The 19885-nt window shown below is 60.8% G+C and carries 15 protein-coding genes; 8 read left to right on the top strand and 7 right to left on the bottom strand.

The genetic code is table 11. The annotated features are described in order from the left end of the window. Nucleotides 1-172 precede the first annotated feature (172 nt). On the top strand, nt 173-1603 hold the full coding sequence (gene sbcB, locus ACIPO9_RS13850) for an exodeoxyribonuclease I (RefSeq protein ID WP_400604699.1): 1431 nt from the start codon (nt 173-175) through the stop codon (nt 1601-1603). A 103-nt stretch (nt 1604-1706) separates the two neighbouring features. Here sbcB and mvaT read toward each other — a convergent pair whose 3' ends face one another. Continuing rightward, nucleotides 1707-2084 (bottom strand): histone-like nucleoid-structuring protein MvaT, encoded by a 378-nt coding sequence (gene mvaT / locus ACIPO9_RS13845; RefSeq protein WP_400604697.1) that lies wholly within the window; start codon nt 2082-2084, stop codon nt 1707-1709. Nucleotides 2085-2431: 347 nt separating this feature from the next. Between mvaT and purU the strand changes: the two genes are divergently transcribed. Both purU and ACIPO9_RS13835 read left to right on the top strand, forming a co-directional pair. Then, nucleotides 2432-3283: a formyltetrahydrofolate deformylase gene (purU, locus tag ACIPO9_RS13840; RefSeq protein WP_274134776.1), complete on the top strand. Its 852-nt coding sequence runs from the start codon at nt 2432-2434 to the stop codon at nt 3281-3283. A gap of 120 nt (nt 3284-3403) precedes the next feature. Next, nucleotides 3404-3598, top strand: coding sequence for a hypothetical protein (locus ACIPO9_RS13835; protein ID WP_400781497.1), 195 nt, complete (start codon nt 3404-3406; stop codon nt 3596-3598). On the opposite strand, the gene ACIPO9_RS13830 is transcribed toward ACIPO9_RS13835, so the two are convergent. After that, entirely contained in the window at nt 3575-4570 is a 996-nt protein-coding gene (locus ACIPO9_RS13830; protein ID WP_400781495.1) for a YbhN family protein, read from the bottom strand. The genes ACIPO9_RS13835 and ACIPO9_RS13830 overlap by 24 nt on opposite strands. A 254-nt stretch (nt 4571-4824) precedes the next feature. Between ACIPO9_RS13830 and ACIPO9_RS13825 the strand changes: the two genes are divergently transcribed. Then, nucleotides 4825-6309, top strand: a complete 1485-nt coding sequence (locus tag ACIPO9_RS13825; RefSeq protein ID WP_400781493.1) for a helicase HerA-like domain-containing protein — start codon at nt 4825-4827, stop codon at nt 6307-6309. 171 nt (nt 6310-6480) lie between these two features. Here ACIPO9_RS13825 and ACIPO9_RS13820 read toward each other — a convergent pair whose 3' ends face one another. Continuing rightward, nucleotides 6481-7953: an inorganic phosphate transporter gene (locus tag ACIPO9_RS13820; RefSeq protein WP_274134783.1), complete on the bottom strand. Its 1473-nt coding sequence runs from the start codon at nt 7951-7953 to the stop codon at nt 6481-6483. 228 nt (nt 7954-8181) lie between these two features. After that, nucleotides 8182-8379 (bottom strand): hypothetical protein, encoded by a 198-nt coding sequence (locus tag ACIPO9_RS13815; protein WP_274134785.1) that lies wholly within the window; start codon nt 8377-8379, stop codon nt 8182-8184. An 833-nt stretch (nt 8380-9212) separates the two neighbouring features. Between ACIPO9_RS13815 and pcaR the strand changes: the two genes are divergently transcribed. The 4 genes from pcaR (at nt 9213) to pcaD (ending at nt 13911) form a co-directional block, all read left to right on the top strand. Continuing rightward, nucleotides 9213-10055 carry a pca regulon transcriptional regulator PcaR gene (pcaR, locus tag ACIPO9_RS13810; RefSeq protein WP_274134786.1) on the top strand — a complete coding sequence of 281 codons (843 nt, stop codon included), beginning with the start codon at nt 9213-9215 and terminating at the stop codon, nt 10053-10055. A 315-nt stretch (nt 10056-10370) separates the two neighbouring features. Then, nucleotides 10371-11573: a 3-oxoadipyl-CoA thiolase gene (gene pcaF / locus ACIPO9_RS13805; RefSeq protein ID WP_400781490.1), complete on the top strand. Its 1203-nt coding sequence runs from the start codon at nt 10371-10373 to the stop codon at nt 11571-11573. Between the two features lie 170 nt (nt 11574-11743). Further along, entirely contained in the window at nt 11744-13033 is a 1290-nt protein-coding gene (locus ACIPO9_RS13800) for an MFS family transporter (RefSeq protein ID WP_400781488.1), read from the top strand. Between the two features lie 89 nt (nt 13034-13122). Continuing rightward, entirely contained in the window at nt 13123-13911 is a 789-nt protein-coding gene (gene pcaD / locus ACIPO9_RS13795; RefSeq protein WP_400781486.1) for a 3-oxoadipate enol-lactonase, read from the top strand. A 179-nt stretch (nt 13912-14090) separates the two neighbouring features. Here the strand turns inward: pcaD and ACIPO9_RS13790 are convergent, their stop codons facing one another. Genes ACIPO9_RS13790 through ACIPO9_RS13780 form a run of 3 tightly spaced genes read right to left on the bottom strand, consistent with a single transcriptional unit; the run spans nt 14091 to nt 19828 of the window. Further along, nucleotides 14091-15557 carry an AdeC/AdeK/OprM family multidrug efflux complex outer membrane factor gene (locus ACIPO9_RS13790; RefSeq protein ID WP_274134795.1) on the bottom strand — a complete coding sequence of 489 codons (1467 nt, stop codon included), beginning with the start codon at nt 15555-15557 and terminating at the stop codon, nt 14091-14093. Beyond that, the gene (locus tag ACIPO9_RS13785) at nt 15554-18682 is read right to left on the bottom strand and encodes an efflux RND transporter permease subunit (protein ID WP_274134797.1); all 3129 of its coding nucleotides are present in this window, start codon (nt 18680-18682) and stop codon (nt 15554-15556) included. Before ACIPO9_RS13785 ends, ACIPO9_RS13790 begins: the two co-directional genes overlap by 4 nt. Nucleotides 18683-18685: 3 nt before the next feature. Then, nucleotides 18686-19828, bottom strand: a complete 1143-nt coding sequence (locus ACIPO9_RS13780; protein WP_274134798.1) for an efflux RND transporter periplasmic adaptor subunit — start codon at nt 19826-19828, stop codon at nt 18686-18688. Nucleotides 19829-19885 lie beyond the last annotated feature (57 nt).

The following is a 19885-nucleotide window of genomic DNA, read 5'->3' as shown; positions in this document are numbered from 1 at the left end:
GGGTACGCCTGGAAATAAAGTTTGATGCTAGCCAGCGCGGCAGTGCTAAGCAACCGGAGGTTTCATCGCAGAGCTGTGGGAAACGTCTCTAATTGTCAGTGCCGGCCTCGGGCGGTCAGGCGACGAGGGTTCATCTGTTAAACTGCGCCGATCATCTGTTCAGGATCCACCCGTGACTTCCAGCATCTTCTGGTACGACTACGAAACCACAGGGATCAATCCGCGCAATGACCGGCCGCTGCAGGTGGCAGGCATTCGCACCGACGATCAGCTCAACGAGATCGGCGAGCCGGTCAATCTCTATTGCCAGCCCAGCGATGACATCCTGCCGCATCCGGCCGCGTGCCTGGTGACCGGCATCACCCCGGACCGGCTGGCCGAGAAAGGGTTGTGCGAAGCTGATTTCATGACCCGCGTGCACGCCGAACTGTCCTTGCCGGGCACCTGTGGCGCGGGCTACAACACCCTGCGTTTCGATGACGAGATGACGCGCTACAGCCTGTACCGCAACTTCTTCGATCCATACGGACGTGAGTGGCAGGGCGGCAACAGCCGCTGGGATCTGATCGATGTGGTGCGTACGGCCTATGCCCTGCGCCCGGAAGGTATCGTGTGGCCGCAGGAAGAGGGCCGTGTCACGCTCAAGCTTGAACGGCTGACTGCCGCCAATGGCATCGATCACGGGCAGGCCCATGACGCACTCTCGGACGTGCGGGCAACTATTTCGCTCGCGCGTCTGATTCGTGACAAACAACCCAAGCTCTACGACTATCTTTTCCAGTTGCGCAGCAAGCACAAGGTCCAGGACCAGATACGCCTGCTGCAACCGCTGGTGCATATATCGGGGCGGTTTTCCGCAGCGCGAAGTTATTTGAGCATTGTTGTCCCGCTGGCCTGGCACCCGACCAATCGCAACGCACTGATTGTCTGCGATCTGTTCCACGACCCTCGCCCGTTGTTGGAGCAAGACGGCGAAACCTTGCGCCAGCGCTTATATACCCGGCGCGAGGACCTGGGCGAAGGCGAATTGCCGGTTCCCCTCAAGTTACTGCATATAAACAAATGCCCGGTAGTCGCACCTTTTAGCGTGCTGCGCGAGGAAGATCGTCAGCGCTTAGAGTTGGATCTGGATGTCTACAGGCAGCGTACCATCGCGCTGCGGGAAGGTCAGGAAATCTGGCAGGACAAGTTGAAAACGGTTTATGCCAGCGAGGAATTCGCTGTCAGCCAGGATCCTGAACAGCAGTTGTATGATGGTTTTATCAACGACCGCGATCGCCGGCTTTGTGAACAGGTTCGTATTGCCGAGCCGCAACAACTGGGCAAAGAGGCGTGGCCATTCGATGATCCACGACTTCCCGAATTACTGTTCCGCTACAGGGCACGCAATTTCTCGGAAACCCTGACTGTCGAGGAGCATCAGCGCTGGCTGAGCTTTTGCCAGTTGCGCCTGAGTGATCCGCAGGCCGGGGCGCCGAACACGCTCAAAGCCTTTACCCGCGCCCTGATCGAACAGTCGCTCAAGGCCACGCCAGAGCAGCTCAAGGTGCTGAGCCAGTGGCAGGACTACGCATTGCAACTTCAGCAACGCGTGGGGTTGTGAACGTTATCGAACCCGCAAGCCGACCCATAAAAAACGCCAGCATCGGCTGGCGTTTTTTCATGTCGCACATCACTGTACAACGGCTGGCGTACTACCCGGGGGATTAGCCCAGCAGGGTTGCCCAGCTTTCAACTTCGTCACCGCCCCACTTGGCTTTCCACTCTTTCAGAGTCTTGTGGTTGCCGCCTTTGGTTTCGATGATTTCGCCGTTGTGCGGGTTCTTGTATTGCTTGACCTTGCGTGCGCGCTTGGTGCCGGTAGTTTTGACGACTGCGCCGCGTGGTGCTTTCAGTTTGGATTCTGGATCCAGCAGCGCAATGATGTCGCGCAGGGATTTCTGGTATTCGCCCATCAGCGTGCGCAGTTTGCCTTCGAACTCAAGTTCTTTCTGCAGTTTGTCGTCTGCTTGCAGGTTTTGCAGGCGGGCTTGCAGTTCTTTGATGGCTTCTTCTGTTGCGCGGTATTCGTTGATCAGGGACATGAGGGCTACCTATGTTGTGATGGGCACGTCGTAATGACGCAATAATAGGCAGAGTATTAGGCCAAGTAAACATTTAAGATAAGTTTTATCTGACGCATTTTGAAATAGCTGTACAAAAAGGTCGTTCGAAGAAACAAGAGTTGTGCAGCCCGGTGCAAAACAGCGCCTCTGTTTAGTGCAGTTATCGCGGGCCGGCGTGGCAGGTGCGCGCGCCTCGAAAACACTGACCCATTACCGCCGATCGGATCCTGATTCGGGCCCTGCAAAATCATCCTCACCCAAATACTGCACAGTCGCCGGGTAATCGCTAGAATAGCCGCCTTTGCGAAGTTCTGGAGTTTCCCCTCATGCGCACTTTTCGTCTGGTGATTGCTTGCCCGGACCGCGTCGGCATCGTTGCCAAAGTCAGTAACTTTCTGGCGTCGTACAACGGCTGGATTACCGAAGCGAGCCATCACTCTGACAACCTCAGCGGCTGGTTTTTCATGCGTCATGAAATCCGTGCCGATACCCTGCCGTTCGATATCGAGGGATTCCGCGAGGCGTTCGCGCCTATCGCCGAAGAGTTTTCGATGGATTGGCGCATCACTGATTCGGATCAGAAAAAGCGCGTCGTGCTCATGGCCAGCCGTGAATCGCATTGCCTGGCGGACTTGTTGCACCGCTGGCACAGCGATGAACTGGACTGCGAAATCGCCTGCGTGATTTCCAACCACCAGGACCTGCGCAGCATGGTCGAGTGGCACAACATCCCTTACTACCATGTTCCGGTCGATCCGAAAGACAAGGAGCCGGCGTTCGCCGAAGTCTCGCGTCTGGTCAAGCAGCATGAAGCCGATGTCGTGGTACTGGCGCGCTACATGCAGATCCTGCCGCCGCAGCTGTGCCGCGAATACGCGCATCAGGTGATCAACATCCACCACAGCTTCCTGCCGTCGTTCGTCGGTGCCAAGCCGTACCACCAGGCGTCGCTGCGCGGCGTGAAGCTGATCGGCGCGACCTGCCACTACGTCACCGAAGAGCTGGACGCAGGTCCCATCATCGAGCAGGACGTGGTGCGTGTCAGCCATCGCGACAGCATCGAGAACATGGTGCGTTTCGGTCGTGACGTCGAGAAGATGGTCCTGGCTCGCGGCCTGCGCGCGCACCTGGAAGACCGCGTGCTGGTGCATGACAACAAGACCGTAGTGTTTGACTAATCGCCAATTGTAGGAGCGCGCTTGCCCGCGACCGGCCGTGTCAGACACATCATAGGTGTCAGGATGGACGTGGTCGCGGGCACGCGCGCTCCTACAGGCAGCATTCTGGAGTCTTTCACCATGACCAACCCCCTAGACAAAGCCACATCCAAGGCACCGCCCACCCTGGGCGAGGGTTGCCTGAGCCGCTATGACCCTGACGCCCTGTCGCCTGAGGATGGCACTGACTTTGAAGGTGCGGCGCAGTTGTGGGAGCAGTTGAGGCCTGACGCCAAGTCCGATGACGAGCCTTCAGGCAGTCTTGATCCGCAGTAGCTTCATCAACAGCGGCCTGCCCACCATCAGCAGGAACACTGGCCCGCCCGCTACCAGATAGAAGTAATAGGTGACGATGCGCCAGATCAGGATCGCAGCCGCCGCCGTCGATTTCCCGACCATGGGCGCCAGCAGCGCGGCCGAGGTCAGTTCTGCTGCACCTGCGCCGCCCGGCGACAGGCTGAATTGACCGGCACTGAGCGACAGCATCTGCACCAGAAACGTCCACGCCCAGTCAATATCCACGCCCAACCCCAGCAACGCCAAATACATCACGCTGTAGCGCAGGCTCCAGTGGATGCACGTGAGCACGAACACCTTGAACAGGATCCGGTGGGGCATCTTCCAGGTTTCGGCCAGGGCGTCACGAAAATGCAGCAGCTTGCGCGCCCAGCGGATGCGGGTGCTGTTCTTGCGCTTGAGGGCCTTTAGCAGCTTTCCGTTGAACAGGATGATGCGTCGGTGATAACGGGCGAACCCTGCGCAGGCGCACAACCCCGCGCCGATCAGCAAGGCGCTGGCGATGAGCATCCATTCCAGGTTTTCACTGAGCTTGTGGAATACCGCGTAAATCAGGATGCCGATCAGGGCCAGCAGAAAGAACAGCAGGTCATTGAGTTGGTCAGTGGCAAAGGCCGCCGTGCTCTTGGCCGGGCCGATGCCACAACGTGACAGCAGCGCCACCAGCGTCAGCGGCGCACCGCTGCCTCCGGGCGTCGCGCAGTAGGCGAACTCGGTGGCCATGACCACTGCCAGGCTCTTGCGCATGCCGATGCCCTGGGCACTGTCTCCCAGCAGCAGACGCAGGCGCATGGTGTTCATGCACCAGCCCACCAGCACCATGGCGAACATCCCCAGCAACAGCAGCAGCGGAAAGTTGCGCAGACGATGAAACATGTCGAGGCCGCCCATGAAGAAGGGGATCGACAGGGCCAGGATGAGAATGACAGCCAGCCATAGGAGTCGCTTCACGCGGCGGGCCCGGAATCATGGCTCAAGGGGGCGGACCGGGCGGGCCGTTCTGGGGTATGCACGATGGGCACCTTTTTGTTTTGCGTCCTGTGTGGACCGTCCGCAGGGAGGGATGTTCGGCAAGCCTCGTTGGGTCGCGCGCCATTGTAGTGGTCATTTCGCGGGTTGAACTAGAGTGAAGAAACCGTCGCCGGCTGTCGAGGTTCGCCGCCGACGGCCATGTTTTTCTACAGACACGACCCGTGGGTGACGACATGCAGGATTCTCTACAGATACTCATCGGCGCCAGCCTCGACGGCCAGCCGGTCGGGCAGGCCATGCGCCTGGCCAACCGCCACGGACTGGTGGCGGGCGCGACCGGGACCGGAAAAACCGTGACCCTGCAGCGTCTGGCAGAAGTATTCAGCGATGCCGGTGTAGCGGTGTTCGCCGCCGACATCAAAGGCGATCTGTGCGGGCTGGGTGCAGCGGGCAATCCACAGGGCAAGATCGCCGAGCGGATCGCCGGGATGCCGTGGCTCAATCACAAGCCCCAGGCTTATCCGGTCACGCTGTGGGATGTGCATGGCCAGTCCGGTCATCCGTTGCGCACGACGCTGTCGGAAATGGGGCCATTGCTGCTGGGATCCCTGCTTGAACTGACCGACAGCCAGCAGTCTGCGTTGTACGCGGCGTTCAAGGTCGCCGACCGCGAAGGGCTGTTGTTGCTGGACATCAAGGACCTCAAGGCGCTGCTCAACTACCTGCGCGACAACCCGCAGGTACTGGGTGAAGACAGTGCCTTGATGACTACCGGCTCCAGCCAGGCGCTGTTGCGCAGGCTTGCAGTGCTGGAGCAGCAGGGCGCTGAAGCCTTGTTTGGCGAGCCGGCGTTGCAACTCGAAGACATCCTGCAACCGGCCAGCGATGGGCGAGGGCGCATTCATCTGCTCGACGCCAGTCGTCTGGTGCATGAGGCGCCCAAGGTCTACGCGACCTTTCTGTTGTGGCTGCTGGCCGAGTTGTTCGAGCAACTGCCCGAACGCGGAGACGCCGACAAACCGCTGCTGGCCCTGTTCTTCGACGAGGCGCATTTGCTGTTCGCCGACACGCCCAAGGCCTTGCAGGATCGTCTTGAACAGGTGGTTCGGTTGATTCGCTCCAAGGGTGTGGGGGTGTATTTCGTGACCCAGTCCCCCGGGGATTTGCCTGACAACATCCTGGCGCAACTGGGGTTGCGGGTTCAGCACGGGTTAAGGGCCTTCACCAGCAAGGAGCAGAAATCCCTGAAGGCCGTGGCGGATGGCTTTCGTCCCAATCCTGAATTTGATGCGCTGGCGGTGCTCACCGAGCTGGGGATCGGCGAGGCGTTGGTGGGGACGTTGCAGGAAAAGGGCACCCCGGAGATGGTCAGGCGCGTGCTGGTGGCGCCGCCGCAATCGCGTATCGGGCCGTTGAGCGAAGCCGAGCGTGCTGCGCTGATCGCGCAATCGCCACTGGCCGGGCATTACGACAAACCGGTCGATCGTGAATCGGCCTACGAGATGTTGCTGGCGCGCAAGGTGCCAGAGGCCCAGGCGGCACCGGCAGCCGAAGAAAAGTCCGAGGGCGGGTTTGCCGATATGGCGGGCGGGTTTCTCGGCGGATTGGCGGGGCAGGCGGTCAAGAGCGCCATGCGCCAGGCGGCCAGTCAGATTGGCCGGGAGTTGGTGCGGGGCTTGATGGGATCGTTGTTGGGCGGGAGCAAGAAGCGGCGCTAAAGCTAGTAGCAGCGCGGCTTGCCGGCGGGGCGATCTTGAGGACACCCCCGCCGGCAAGCGGAGCGCCGCCCGGCCGGGCTACGGGTCGTATGTCACAGTTTCCGTAGCAGCCGGGCTTGCCCGCGGGGCGATCTCAAGAGCGCCGCCGCTGGCAAGCCGGTCAGGTGTGCATCACGCCAACGCTTTGGACGCCAGCCAGAACAGGCCGGCCGACAACGCGACGGTTGCCGGCAGCGTCAATACCCACGCCAGCAGGATGTTGCGCACGGTGCCGCCTTGCAGGCCGCTCTTGTTGGCGACCATGGTCCCGGCCACACCCGAAGACAGGATGTGGGTGGTCGAAACCGGCAACGCGAACACGTTGGCCAGGGCGATGGCGCTGGCGGTGGTGATCTGCGCCGACATGCCCTGGGCGTAGGTCATGCCCTGCTTGCCGATTTTCTCACCGATGGTCAGCACCACACGTTTCCACCCGACCATGGTGCCGATACCCAGCGCCAGAGCGACCGCCAGGATTACCCAGAACGGTGCGTATTCGGTGGTGGTCGTCAGGTCCTTGCGCAGTTTCTCAAGATCGGATTTTTCCCGCGCGTCCAGCGATGGCAGCTTGCTGACCTTGCGTGCAGTGTCATCCAGGCACAGCAGGTAGCGGCGCACTTCGATACGGTGCTCCGGTGCCAGGCTGTGGTAGTCGGTCACGCCCTTGAGGGTGTTGAGCAGCGCGTCGATGGTCGGCTCGGTCTGCTCCGGGTTGCAACTGAAACGCTCGGGCAGGTCCCCGGTTTTCGACTTGCCCAGCGCCAGGTATTCGCCCAGCGTCGCATTGTTGCGCTGATAGAACTGGGACAGGTGCAGGGTCGCGTCGCGGGTGCGCTCGATCTGGTAGGTGGTGGTGCTCAGGTCGAGTACGAACTGCGCCGGCACGATACCGATCAACACCAGCATGATCAGGCCGATGCCTTTCTGACCGTCGTTGGAGCCGTGCACGAAGCTGACAGCCATGGCCGAGATCACCAATACCAGGCGATTCCAGAATGGCGGGTGCTTCTTGTCGTCGATGGTGCGGCGCTGTTCCGGGGTCTTGTGCATCTTGGACAGCGGGCGCCAGGCCTTCAGGCCGATCAGCACCAGGGCCGCGACGATAAAGCCCATCAGCGGCGAGAACACCAGCGAGGCACCGATATCGATCGCCTTCTGCCAGTTCACGCCATCGGCCAACGGAATGTGATTGATCAGTGCGTTGGCCAGGCCCACGCCCAGGATCGAGCCGATCAGCGTGTGGGAGCTCGACGCCGGAATGCCGAAGTACCAGGTACCCAGGTTCCAGGTGATCGCGGCCGCCAGCAACGAGAACACCATCGCCAGACCGTGACCGGTGTTGACGTTGATCAGCAACTCGACCGGCAACAGGTGAACGATGGCATAAGCCACGCCGACGCCCCCGAGCAGCACCCCGAGGAAGTTGAACACACCAGAGAAAAACACCGCCAGGTGGGGCGGCATGGCCTTGGTGTAAATGACTGTCGCCACCGCGTTGGCGGTGTCATGAAAGCCGTTGATGAACTCGAAGGTGAGGACGAAAGCCAGGGCGAGCAGCAGGCTCACAATCACCCAGGCATCCAGTCCGCTGAATAAATCGATCATGGAAGGTTTTCTGACCCGGTATTAAGGGGGCGGGATTATGACAGAAAAAAAACTAATCGATAGGCAAGCCGCCAATTGGTAGCGATCTGCGGCGAAATTTCTGTCCAGCCACCCCATTGACTTCCTGTCAGGAAGCAAAAGGCATGCTTCAACCTTAGCTGAAACCGGGTCGGGTGCAGGCAGGGCGTGATGGTCGTCCTGCTTGAAGCCTTGGGCAGCCTGGAAGATTCACGGCTCTTCTTTGAGCTCGTTTTCCATTTTCTGCAGTTCTTGCTTGAACGCCTGGTCGAGCAGGCTGGCACGTTTGCGCCATGGCTTGCGTTCAGGCTCGGGCTGAGCGGCGTAGGTGGTTACCTCACCGCCGTAGACTTCCTTGTAACGTTGTTCCTGGCGCTCTAATTCTGCGCGCAGTTCATCTTTGGTCACGTTGTTACCTGATGGTGTCGAGTTTGATTCTGGCGATAACGCAGTGGCGGGAAGTACTGAAGGCCATCGGCAAGTCGACTGGAAAACAACCAACGCGACGAGTCTTGGGCAACAGTATTGAACACTTCTGTCACAAGCGGCTACGTACACCAGAACGACAAAGCTGTCGTAGCTACATTCACTTTGATCCGGGTTGCCAGAGTACTGGCGTATTGACCAGGCTTGCGGCCTGTCTATCGCCGGGCAATGCACTCGGGTAGTGCACGCGTTGCGTGGATTGGATCCAGGCCTTGTTGGTCTGGGAAGCCCGCGCCATGGCGTAATAGCATGTCAATTGACGAGTACTATCTCCAAGAAGAACGCTTGAGTCAACTCTGTGCAAAGCCGTAATTGAATTAATGAGGATTAAATCCGATTTCTTGTACGAAGCGTCCGAAGTTTGTAGCAGCGGATGTCGTGACAGAAGTTTGTTATCTCTGTTGCAGAATGCCTGAGACAAAAAACTGGCGGCGTAATTCCATGGAGTTACGCATCGGGGGATCGGCGGAATGTATCTGAATGTCTACAAATGACATTGTTGATGAAGGGCGTAGAGACAAAAACGGCCTTGCGGTTAGCAAGGCCGTTGCCTGGGACTTCTCAGTGGGTACCTGACCAGTATTTCCAAGAAGCCACACAGTGGCGTGTGAAAGGTATAAGCAACAGCGCAGCGGGTCAATTGCGATTATCGGCCAGTCGTTCGATAATCGCCCAAATCCCCCTTGCCGTCGTTCCAAAAAGAGGCGAGAGTGGCGCTATAGATGGCCTGCGTGGCTGCGACGAACGGTGTCAAGATGAACGATCAACTGCGTAATTCATTCGCCTCGCTGGCTCCGCCCATCGTCGCATCACCTGCCAAACGCATTGCCGCCCTCACCGGTGATCCTGATTTCATGACGTCGCTGGCCCGTGGGCTGGCGGTCATTCATGCGTTTCAGGAGCGCAAGCGTCACTTGACCATCGCGCAGATCAGCCATCGCACCGAAATTCCCCGCGCGGCGGTCAGACGTTGCCTGCACACGCTGATCAAACTCGGTTACGCCACCACTGACGGACGTACCTATTCGTTACTGCCGAAGGTGTTGACCCTGGGTCATGCGTATCTCTCGTCGACACCGTTGGCTGTTTCGTCCCAGCCCTACCTGGACCGGATGAGCAACCAACTGCACGAGGCCTGCAACATGGCCACGCTCGAAGGGGACGACATTCTCTATATAGCCCGTTCTGCGACTACCCAGCGGCTGATTTCGGTGGATCTGGCCGTGGGCGGGCGCCTCCCGGCCTATTGCACCTCGATGGGCCGGATTCTGCTGGCAGCGCTAGACGATGTGTCATTGCATGAATATCTGGATCACGCTGACCTTCAGCCCAAGACCAGCCGCACCCTGTGCACGCCCGAGGCCTTGCTCGAATGCCTGCAGCAGGTTCGCCAGCAGGGCTGGTGCATCGTCGATCAGGAACTGGAACAGGGCCTGCGCTCGATTGCCGTGCCGGTGTATGACGCCTCGGGCCAGGTGTTGGCGGCGTTGAACGTGAGCACCAGCGCCGGGCGAGTGGCGCGCAGTGAACTGGAGCAGAAGTTCTTGCCGATCATGCTTGATGCCAGCCGGGATTTGAGTGCGCAGTTGTTTACCTGAGTTCGCTTGCGGGCGGCGGCGTTCTTGAGATTGCTCCCGCGGTCAAGCCCGGCTGCTACGGGAGCTGTGGCGTTCTGTATATCCAGGGCTGACCGCGCACCGTAGCAGCACGGCTTGCCGGCGGGGGCGATCTTGAAACCGTCGACGCCGGCAAGCCGGACTGCTACGGGATGAGACGCTCACAGGATCTGTTCGGTTATCGAACGCTTAGTCGATTATCGGATTGTCCCGCTGTGCGCTCAGGCATAACCTCCATCACATCCTGGCGATGCAAGCGTGTGCCGTTGCCAGACATGGTCAGGTAATGGGAGAAACATGATGCGTGACGTTTTTATCTGCGATGCAATCCGCACTCCGATTGGCCGGTTTGGCGGCGCGTTGGCCACCGTTCGTGCTGACGATCTGGCCGCGCTGCCGATCAAGGCCCTGATGGAACGCAATCCATCGGTGAACTGGAACGAGGTGGACGAGGTGTTCCTCGGTTGCGCGAACCAGGCCGGCGAAGACAACCGCAACGTGGCGCGCATGGCCGCACTGCTGGCGGGCCTGCCGTACACCGTACCGGGCGTGACCCTCAACCGCCTGTGCGCCTCTGGCCTCGATGCCGTGGGCAGTGCGTTCCGTGCGATTGCCAGCGGCGAGATGGAGCTGGCGATCGCTGGCGGCGTGGAGTCCATGTCCCGTGCGCCGTTCGTGATGGGCAAGGCCGACGCCGCCTTTGGCCGCGGCCAGAAACTGGAAGACACCACCCTGGGCTGGCGTTTCGTCAACCCGCAGATGAAAGACCAGTATGGCGTGGAAACCATGCCGCAAACCGGCGACAACGTTGCCGAAGACTTCAAGGTGTCCCGCGAAGACCAGGACGCCTTTGCCCTGCGCAGCCAGCAGCGCACTGCAGCAGCCCAGGCCAGCGGCTTTTTCGCTGAAGAAATCGTGCCGGTGCGCATCCCCCACAAGAAGGGCGAAACCATCGTCGACAAGGACGAGCACCCACGCGCCGACACCAACATGGAAGCGCTGAGCAAGCTCAAACCGGTCAACGGCCCTGGCAAGACGGTCACGGCAGGCAACGCAGCGGGCCTGAACGATGGCGCGGTGGCGCTGATTCTGGCCTCCGCCGAAGCCGTCAAGAAACACGGCCTGACCCCACGCGCTCGCGTACTGGGCATGGCCAGCGCCGGTGTCGAACCTCGGGTGATGGGCGTGGGCCCTGTGCCTGCGGTGCGCAAGCTGGTCGAGCGCCTGGGCCTGGCGGTGTCGGACTTCGACGTCATCGAACTCAACGAAGCCTTCGCAAGCCAGGGCCTGGCGGTGATGCGCGAGCTGGGTCTGGCGGACGATTCACCCAAGGTCAACCCGAACGGCGGCGCCATTTCCCTTGGCCATCCTCTGGGGATGAGCGGGGCGCGTCTGGTGCTGACGGCGTTGCATCAATTGGAAAAAACCGGCGGCAGCAAGGGACTTGCCACCATGTGCGTCGGCGTAGGACAGGGCCTGGCCCTGGCAATAGAAAGATAAACGCCACACAACGCGATCAACCACCCGAGCCCATCAGGTTGCCTCCACGAAAAGGCAACCCGAGGGCTTGGGCGGTTGTCCTTGTGATGTCGAAGTGTTACTGCTTAAGTCTTAGTGTTACAGGTTATGTCGTAGACTGACTGGCCTTTAAAAAATATGGGGAAACAATAATGACAACGACTCACTACACCGGAGAAGAAAGGAGCAAACGGATCTTTGCGATTGTGGGTGCCTCTTCGGGCAACCTCGTGGAATGGTTCGACTTCTACGTCTACGCCTTCTGCGCCATCTATTTCGCACCGGCTTTCTTCCCGTCCGACGACCCGACCGTGCAACTGCTCAACACCGCAGGCGTGTTCGCTGCGGGCTTCCTGATGCGTCCTATCGGTGGCTGGCTGTTTGGCCGCGTGGCCGACAAACATGGCCGCAAGAACTCCATGATGATCTCGGTCCTGATGATGTGCGCAGGCTCGCTGGTGATCGCCTGCCTGCCCACCTACGCCTCGATCGGTGCCTGGGCGCCATTCCTGCTGCTGGTGGCGCGCCTGTTCCAGGGCTTGTCGGTGGGTGGCGAATACGGCACCACGGCCACCTACATGAGTGAGGTGGCCCTGCGCGGACAGCGCGGTTTCTTCGCCTCGTTCCAGTACGTGACCCTGATCGGCGGCCAACTGCTCGCCGTGCTGACGGTCGTGATCCTGCAGCAATTTCTCAGCGCTGACGAACTCAAGGCCTACGGCTGGCGGATTCCGTTCGTGGTGGGTGCCATCGCCGCCGTGATCTCGCTGCTGCTGCGTCGCTCGCTCAAGGAAACCACCACCGCCGAAGTGCGCCAGGACAAGGATGCCGGCAGCATGTCCGCGCTGTTCCGCAATCACTCCGGCGCGTTCATCACCGTGCTGGGTTACACCGCCGGTGGCTCGCTGATTTTCTACACCTTCACCACGTACATGCAGAAATACCTGGTGAACACCGTGCACATGGACGCCAAGACCGCCAGCTACATCATGACCGGGGCGCTGTTCCTGTACATGTGCATGCAGCCGGTGTTCGGCGCGCTGGCCGACAAGATCGGGCGTCGTGCCTCGATGCTGTGGTTCGCAGGCCTGGGCACAATTTGCACGGTGCCGATCCTGATGACATTGAAAACCACCACCAGCCCGGTTCTGGCCTTCGTGCTGATCACCCTGGCGCTGGCCATCGTCAGCTTCTACACCTCGATCAGTGGCCTGGTGAAGGCCGAGATGTTCCCGGTGCATGTCCGCGCGCTGGGCGTGGGCCTGGCGTACGCCGTGGCCAACGCCATCTTCGGCGGCTCGGCGGAATTCGTGGCCCTGAGCTTCAAGAACATGGGCTCGGAAAACACCTTCTACTGGTACGTGACCGCCATGATGGCGATCGCTTTCCTCTTCAGCCTGCGTCTGCCGAAGAAGCCAGAATACCTGCACGAAGATCACTGACGTCATTACGCGCGCCTGCGATCGGGCGCGCGTCATCCATACTCTTCAATGACTTTCTCGCAAAGTGCTCGACATAAAAGGGAGCTGCTATGGCATTCGTACAACTTGAAGACGGTGAAATGCATTACCAGATCGACGGCCCAGCCAATGCGCCGGTGCTGGTGATGTCCAACTCGCTGGGGACCGACCTGCACATGTGGGACGCGCAGGTTCCGGCGTTGAGCAAGTCGTTCCGGGTGGTGCGTTACGACACCCGCGGCCATGGCAAATCCCTCGTGACCCAAGGGCCGTACACCATCGAGCAACTGGGGCGCGATGTGCTGGCGCTGCTCGATGCGCTGAAGATCAAGCAGGCGCATTTCTGCGGGTTGTCCATGGGCGGCCTGATCGGCCAGTGGCTGGGTATTCACGCCAATGACCGCCTGCACAAACTGATCCTGTGCAACACCGCAGCCAAGATCGGCGGTCCGGAAATGTGGGACCCGCGCATCAAGATGGTGGAGGAGGGCGGCGAACAGGCAATGAAGGAGCTGGGCGCCGGTGCCGTAGGACGCTGGTTTACCCCGGACTTCGCACGGGACCACGCCGACAAGGTTACGCCGGTGACCGACGTACTGGCCTCGACTTCCTCCCTGGGCTACGCGGCCTGTTGCGCGGCGGTACGCGATGCCGATTTCCGCAAGCAGTTGCACACGATCACGGTGCCGACGCTGATGATCTGCGGCAGCCACGATGCTGTGACCACCGTGGCCGACGGGCACTTCATCCAGAACCACATTGCCGGTTGCCAGCTCTCGGATTACTACGCGGCGCACCTGTCCAATGTTGAATTGGGCGAGGTGTTCACCTTGCGCGTGACGGAGTTTCTGCTGAGCTGAGCGAGCGCCGCGATCCCGTAGCAGCACGGCTTGCCGGCGGGAGCGTCGTGCCAGGCAATACATCTCTGTCTGATCAACCGCCCCCGCCGGCAAGCCGTGCTGCTACGGGATCTCGGCGGTACGGTAATCCGAGGCAATAAAAAACCCACCAAGAGGTGGGTTTTTTATGAAGCGATGAATCAGAACATCCGCATCGGCGGCACGTCGCCCGCCGTCGGCTTCTTCTCGCCGGTCTGGGTCTGTTCGTACCAGCCGCCACCCAATGCCTTGTACAGGTTGACCTCACTGGTCAGCTGCGACAGGCGATCGGTGATCAACGACTGCTGCGCGCTGAACAACTGACGCTGGGCGTCGAGGAAGGTCAGGTTGCTGTCGACGCCGATACGATAACGACGCTCGGCCAGGCGGTAGTAGTCCTGGTTGGCGGTGACGAAATCGGTCTGCGCCTTGAGCTGGTCGGTAAAGGTCTTGCGCGAGGCCAGGCCGTCGGAGACTTCCTGGAACGCGGTCTGAATCGCCTTCTCGTAGTTGGCAACGCCGATGTCTTTCTGGATCTTGGAGTAGTCCAGGCTGGCGCGCAGGCTGCCGGCGTTGAAGATCGGCAGGTTGATCTTCGGCGTGAACAGCCAGGTGCCCGAACCGCCCTTGAACAGGCCACTCAGATCACCGCTGGCGGTCCCGGCACTGGCCGTCAGGCTGATGCTGGGGAAGAACGCCGCACGGGCCGCGCCGATGTTGGCGTTGGCAGCCTTGAGGCTGTACTCGGCCTGCAGGATGTCAGGCCGGCGTTGCAGCAGTTCGGACGGCAGGCCAGGTGGCATCTCGTTGAGCATGTCGGCGCTCAGCGGTTTGGACGCTGGCAGGTTGGCTGGCAGACCGGTACCCAGCAGCAGGACGAGGTTGTTCTCATCCTGTGCCACCAGGCGCTGGTACTGCGCCAGCTTGACCCGGGCGCTCTCGACGGACGTGCGCGACTGCGCCAGGTCCAGTGCCGAGGCCACGCCGACTTCGCTGCTGCGCGAGGTCAGACGGAAGCTTTCTTCGAAGGCGCCGAGGGTGTCCTGCGTCACCTTGTACAGCTCTTTGTCGGCCTGCCAGGTCAGGTAGGCGTTGGCGACGTTGGCCACCAGGCTGATCTGCGTGCTGCGGCGGGCTTCTTCGCTGGAGAAGTACGTCTGCAGGGCTTGCTCGCTCAGGCTGCGAACGCGACCGAACAGGTCCAGTTCATAGGCGCTGACACCCAGGCCCACCGAGTACTGGCTGGTGATGCCGGCCTGGCCGCTCTGGGACAGATCGGCCGGCACCCGCTGGCGGGTCCCGGTGGCGTCAGCCGCGACCGCCGGGTACAGGTCCGCACGCTGGATGCGGTACTGCGCCCGGAAGGCGTCGATGTTCAAGGCCGCGACACGCAGGTCGCGGTTGTTTTCGAGGGCAGTCTGAATCAGCTGTTGCAGCGCCGGGTCCTGGAAGAACTGGCGCCAGCCCTGCTCGGCGGCGGCCTGGTTCGCCGCCTGGGCCGGCGAATACGCCGGGCCTTGCGGATACTGGGCGGCCACCGGTGCTGCAGGCTGCTTGTAATCGGGGATCAACGAGCAGCCGCTAAGAACGATCGCGGTCACTGCCAGAGAGATCAGGGACTTGCTCATTGGCCAGCCTCATCGTGTGGGATATGTTTCTGTTTGCTCTTGAACAACCCGGACACCGATACGAAGAACAGCGGTACCCAGAAGATCGCCAGGATGGTCGCGGTAATCATACCGCCGATCACGCCTGTACCGATCGAATGCTGGCTGCCGGAGCCTGCGCCGGTGGAGATGGTCAGCGGCACCACACCGAGGATGAACGCGGCAGACGTCATCACGATCGGGCGCAGACGCATCCGGCACGCTTCGACCGCTGCGTCGATCAACGACTTGCCTTGCTCATGCAGTTCCTTGGCGAACTCGACGATCAGAATCGCGTTCTTCGCCGCCAGACCCACCGTCACCAAAAGGCCTACCTGGAAGAACACGTCGTTGGACAGCCCTCGCAGACTGGTCGCCATCAGTGCACCGATGACACCCAGCGGCACCACGAGCAGTACGGCAATCGGAATCGACCAGCTTTCGTACAGCGCTGCCAGGCAGAGGAATACCACCAGTACCGAAATTGCATACAGCGCCGGTGCCTGGGAGCCGGAGAGACGTTCTTCGAACGACAGACCCGTCCAGGAATAACCGATGCCCTGCGGCAACTGCTGCGCCAGCTTCTCGATCTCGGCCATCGCCTGACCGGTACTGTAGCCCGGCGCCGGAGTACCGAGAATCTCCTCGGCCGGTACACCGTTGTAGCGCGACAGTTTTGGCGAACCGTAGACCCACTCGCCGGTGGCGAAGGCGCTGAACGGCACCATGGTCCCGCTGGCGTTACGCACGTACCACTTGTTCAGGTCCTCAGGGCTCATCCGCGACTTGGGATTACCCATGATGTAGACCTTCTTCACCCGACCGCGGTCGATGAAGTCGTTGACATAGTTACCGCCCATCGCCACCGACAGCGTGGTGTTGATGTCGGTTTGCGTCACGCCAAGGGCGCGGGCTTTTTCGTCATCGATGTTCAGCTGGTATTGCGGCTCGTCCGTCAGGCCGTTGGGGCGCACGCCTGCCAGGATCTTGCTCTGCGAAGCCAGGCCCAGCAGCTGGTTACGTGCCTGCATGAGTTTTTCATGGCCCAGGCCTGCCTGGTCCTGCAGGTACAGGTCGAAACCGGTGGCGTTACCCAGTTCCAGTACCGCAGGTGGCACCACGGCGAAGGACATCGCGTCACGGAAGCCGAAGAAGTGTTGCTGGGCACGCTTGGCGACTTCGAACACGCTGTTGGACGAATCACGCTCATCCCACGGCTTGAGCAGCACGAATGCCAGGCCCGAACTCTGACCGCGACCTGCGAAGTTGAAGCCGTTGACCGAGAACACCGATTTGACGCCCGGGTCGGTCAGCAGGAATTCGCGCATCTTGTCCAGGGTGCCCTGGGTCCGCTCGGCGGTGGAGCCGGGTGGAGTCTGGACCTGGGCGAAGATCACGCCCTGGTCTTCTTCTGGCAGGAACGCGGTCGGGATGCGGGTGAACATCCAGATCATGCCGGCGAAGATCAACAGGTACGCCAGGAACGCCGGGAATTTGTGGCGAATGACGTTGCTGACGCCGCGCTCATAGCTCAATACGCTGCGGTCGAAAGTACGGTTGAACCAGCCAAAGAAACCCTTGCGCGGCTGGCCGTGCTTTTCAGGGTCGATGGGCTTGAGCATCGTGGCGCACAGCGCCGGGGTGAAGACCAGCGCGACCAGTACCGACAGCGCCATGGCAGACACCACGGTGATCGAGAACTGCCGGTAGATCACGCCCGTGGAGCCTCCGAAGAAGGCCATCGGCAGCAGTACCGCCGACAGCACCATGGCGATACCGACCAGAGCGCCCTGGATCTGCTCCATGGACTTGCGGGTGGCTTCCCGAGGCGACAGATGCTCCTCGGCCATCACCCGCTCGACGTTTTCCACCACGACGATGGCGTCGTCCACCAGCAAGCCGATGGCCAGCACCATACCGAACATGGTCAGGGTGTTGATGGTGAAGCCGGCTGCCGCGAGGATCCCGAAGGTACCGAGCAATACCACCGGCACCGTCATGGTGGTGATGATGGTGGCGCGGAAGTTCTGCAGGAACAGGTACATCACCAGGAACACCAGGATGATCGCCTCACCCAGGGTGTGGACCACGCCGGTGATGGATTCCTGGACCACAGGCGTGGTGTCGTACGGGTAGACCGCTTTCATGCCAGGCGGGAAGAACGGCTCCAGACGGCTGATCGTCTCGCGGATGGCCTTGGAGGTGTCCAGTGCGTTGGCACCGGTCGCCAGCTTGATCGCCAGGCCCGAAGCCGGTTTGCCGTTGAACTGTGCATCGACGCTGTAGTTCTCGCCGCCCAGGCCGATGGTCGCGACGTCTTTGAGGCGGACTTGCGAACCGTCCTGGTTGACCTTGAGCAGGATGTTGCCGAACTGGTCGGCGTTCTGCAGGCGGGTCTTGCCGATGATGGTGGCGTTGAGCTGCTGGCCCTTGACCGCAGGCAGGCCGCCGATCTGGCCGGACGACACCTGAACGTTCTGCGCGGTGATCGCAGCTTTCACGTCGACCGGGGTCAGCTGATAGTTGTTCAGCTTGTCCGGGTCGAGCCAGATGCGCATCGCGTACTGGGCACCGAACACCTGGAAGTCACCCACACCCGGGGTACGGGCGATCTGGTCCTGGATGTTGGAGACGATGTAGTTGGACAAGTCTTCCTTGCCCATGCTGCCGTCTTCGGATACCAGGCCGATCACCAGCAGGAAGTTCTTCACCGCCTTGGTCACGCGCAGACCCTGCTGCTGCACTTCTTGCGGCAGCAGCGGGGTGGCCAGGTTGAGCTTGTTCTGTACCTGAACCTGAGCGATGTCCGGGTTGGTCCCCTGGTTGAAGGTAACGGTGATGGTCATGCTGCCATCGGAGTTACTTTCAGAGGAGATGTAACGCAGGTTGTCGATACCGTTCATCTGCTGTTCGATGACCTGCACCACGGTGTCCTGCACGGTCTGTGCAGAGGCACCCGGGTAGGTCACCTGAATGGCGATGGCCGGTGGCGCAATGGCCGGATACTGGTTGATCGGCAGCTTGAGAATCGACAGCGTGCCGACCAGCATGATCACGAGGGCGATAACCCACGCGAAAATGGGTCGATCGATGAAAAACTTCGACATGAATCAGTTACTCCCTTGGGCGGGAGCCGGGGCGGCAGCCGGTTTCACGTTGGTGGCGTCCGCTACAGTCACCTGGGCGCCCGGCTTGACGTACTGCAGGCCTTCGGTGATCACGCGATCACCCGGGTTCAGGCCCTTGTCCACGACCCAGTCAGTGCCGCTGGTACGGGTGGCCACCAGGCTGCGCAGCTCGACCTTGTTGTCCTGGTTGACCACCAGGGCGGTCGGTGTGCCTTTCAGGTCACGGGTCACGCCTTGTTGCGGCACCAGGATTGCCTTCTCGTTCACACCGGATTGCAGGCGGGCGTGCACGAACATGCCAGGCAGCAGGGTGTGGTTCGGATTCGGGAACACTGCACGCAGGGTCACGGAACCTGTGGTCTGGTCGACCGATACTTCGGAGAACTCAAGCTTGCCGTCAACCGGGTACTGGCTGTTGTCTTCCAGGGTCAGCTTGACCTTGGCGGCGTTGTCACCGGCCTTCTGCAGCTTGCCGCTTTCCAGTTCGCGGCGCAGACGCAGCATCTCGGTCGAGGACTGGATCACGTCGACGTAGATCGGGTCCAGTTGCTGAATGGTGGCCATCGCATCGGTCTGGCCATTGCTGACCAGGGCGCCTTCAGTCACGAGCGAGCGACCGATACGACCGGAAATCGGCGCATACACTTTGGTGTAGCGCAGGTTGATTTCGGCGTTCTGCACGGCAGCCTGGGCTTCGCGGGCGTTGCCCACTGCGGTGTCGTATTCCTGACGGCTCACGGCCTGTTCGTTGATCAGCTGCTTGTAGCGACCGGCCAGCGAGTTGGTGGCATCGTAGGTCGCCTTGGCGCTGTTCAGGTTGGCTTCATACACCGCTGGATCGATCTGATACAGCTGCTGGCCGGCCTTGACGTCGGTGCCTTCGGTGAACATGCGCTTGAGGATGATGCCGTTGACCTGCGGACGCACTTCAGCGACGCGGTAGGCGGTGGTGCGGCCCGGCAGGTCGGAAACCAGCGTGTAGGGCTGGGGCTGGATGGTCACGACGCCGACCTGAGGAGGTGGTGGGGCAGCAGCTGCCGCTTCTTCCTTCTTACTGCATCCGCTGAGCAGCGATGCCAGGGCGACGGCAGTGACCAGTACGGTAACAGCTGGCTTGAATTGCATGAAAATCCTCGGGTCAGGAGCAACGCTCATGAGAAGTGAAAAGGGCTTAAAGGGTTT

The sequence above is a fragment of the Pseudomonas sp. NPDC090203 genome (assembly GCF_044746765.1).
Classification (GTDB): Bacteria; Pseudomonadota; Gammaproteobacteria; order Pseudomonadales; family Pseudomonadaceae; genus Aquipseudomonas; species Aquipseudomonas putida_AD.
Note: the sequence above shows the minus strand (reverse complement) of the source record. Positions and strands in the feature narration are given on the sequence as shown.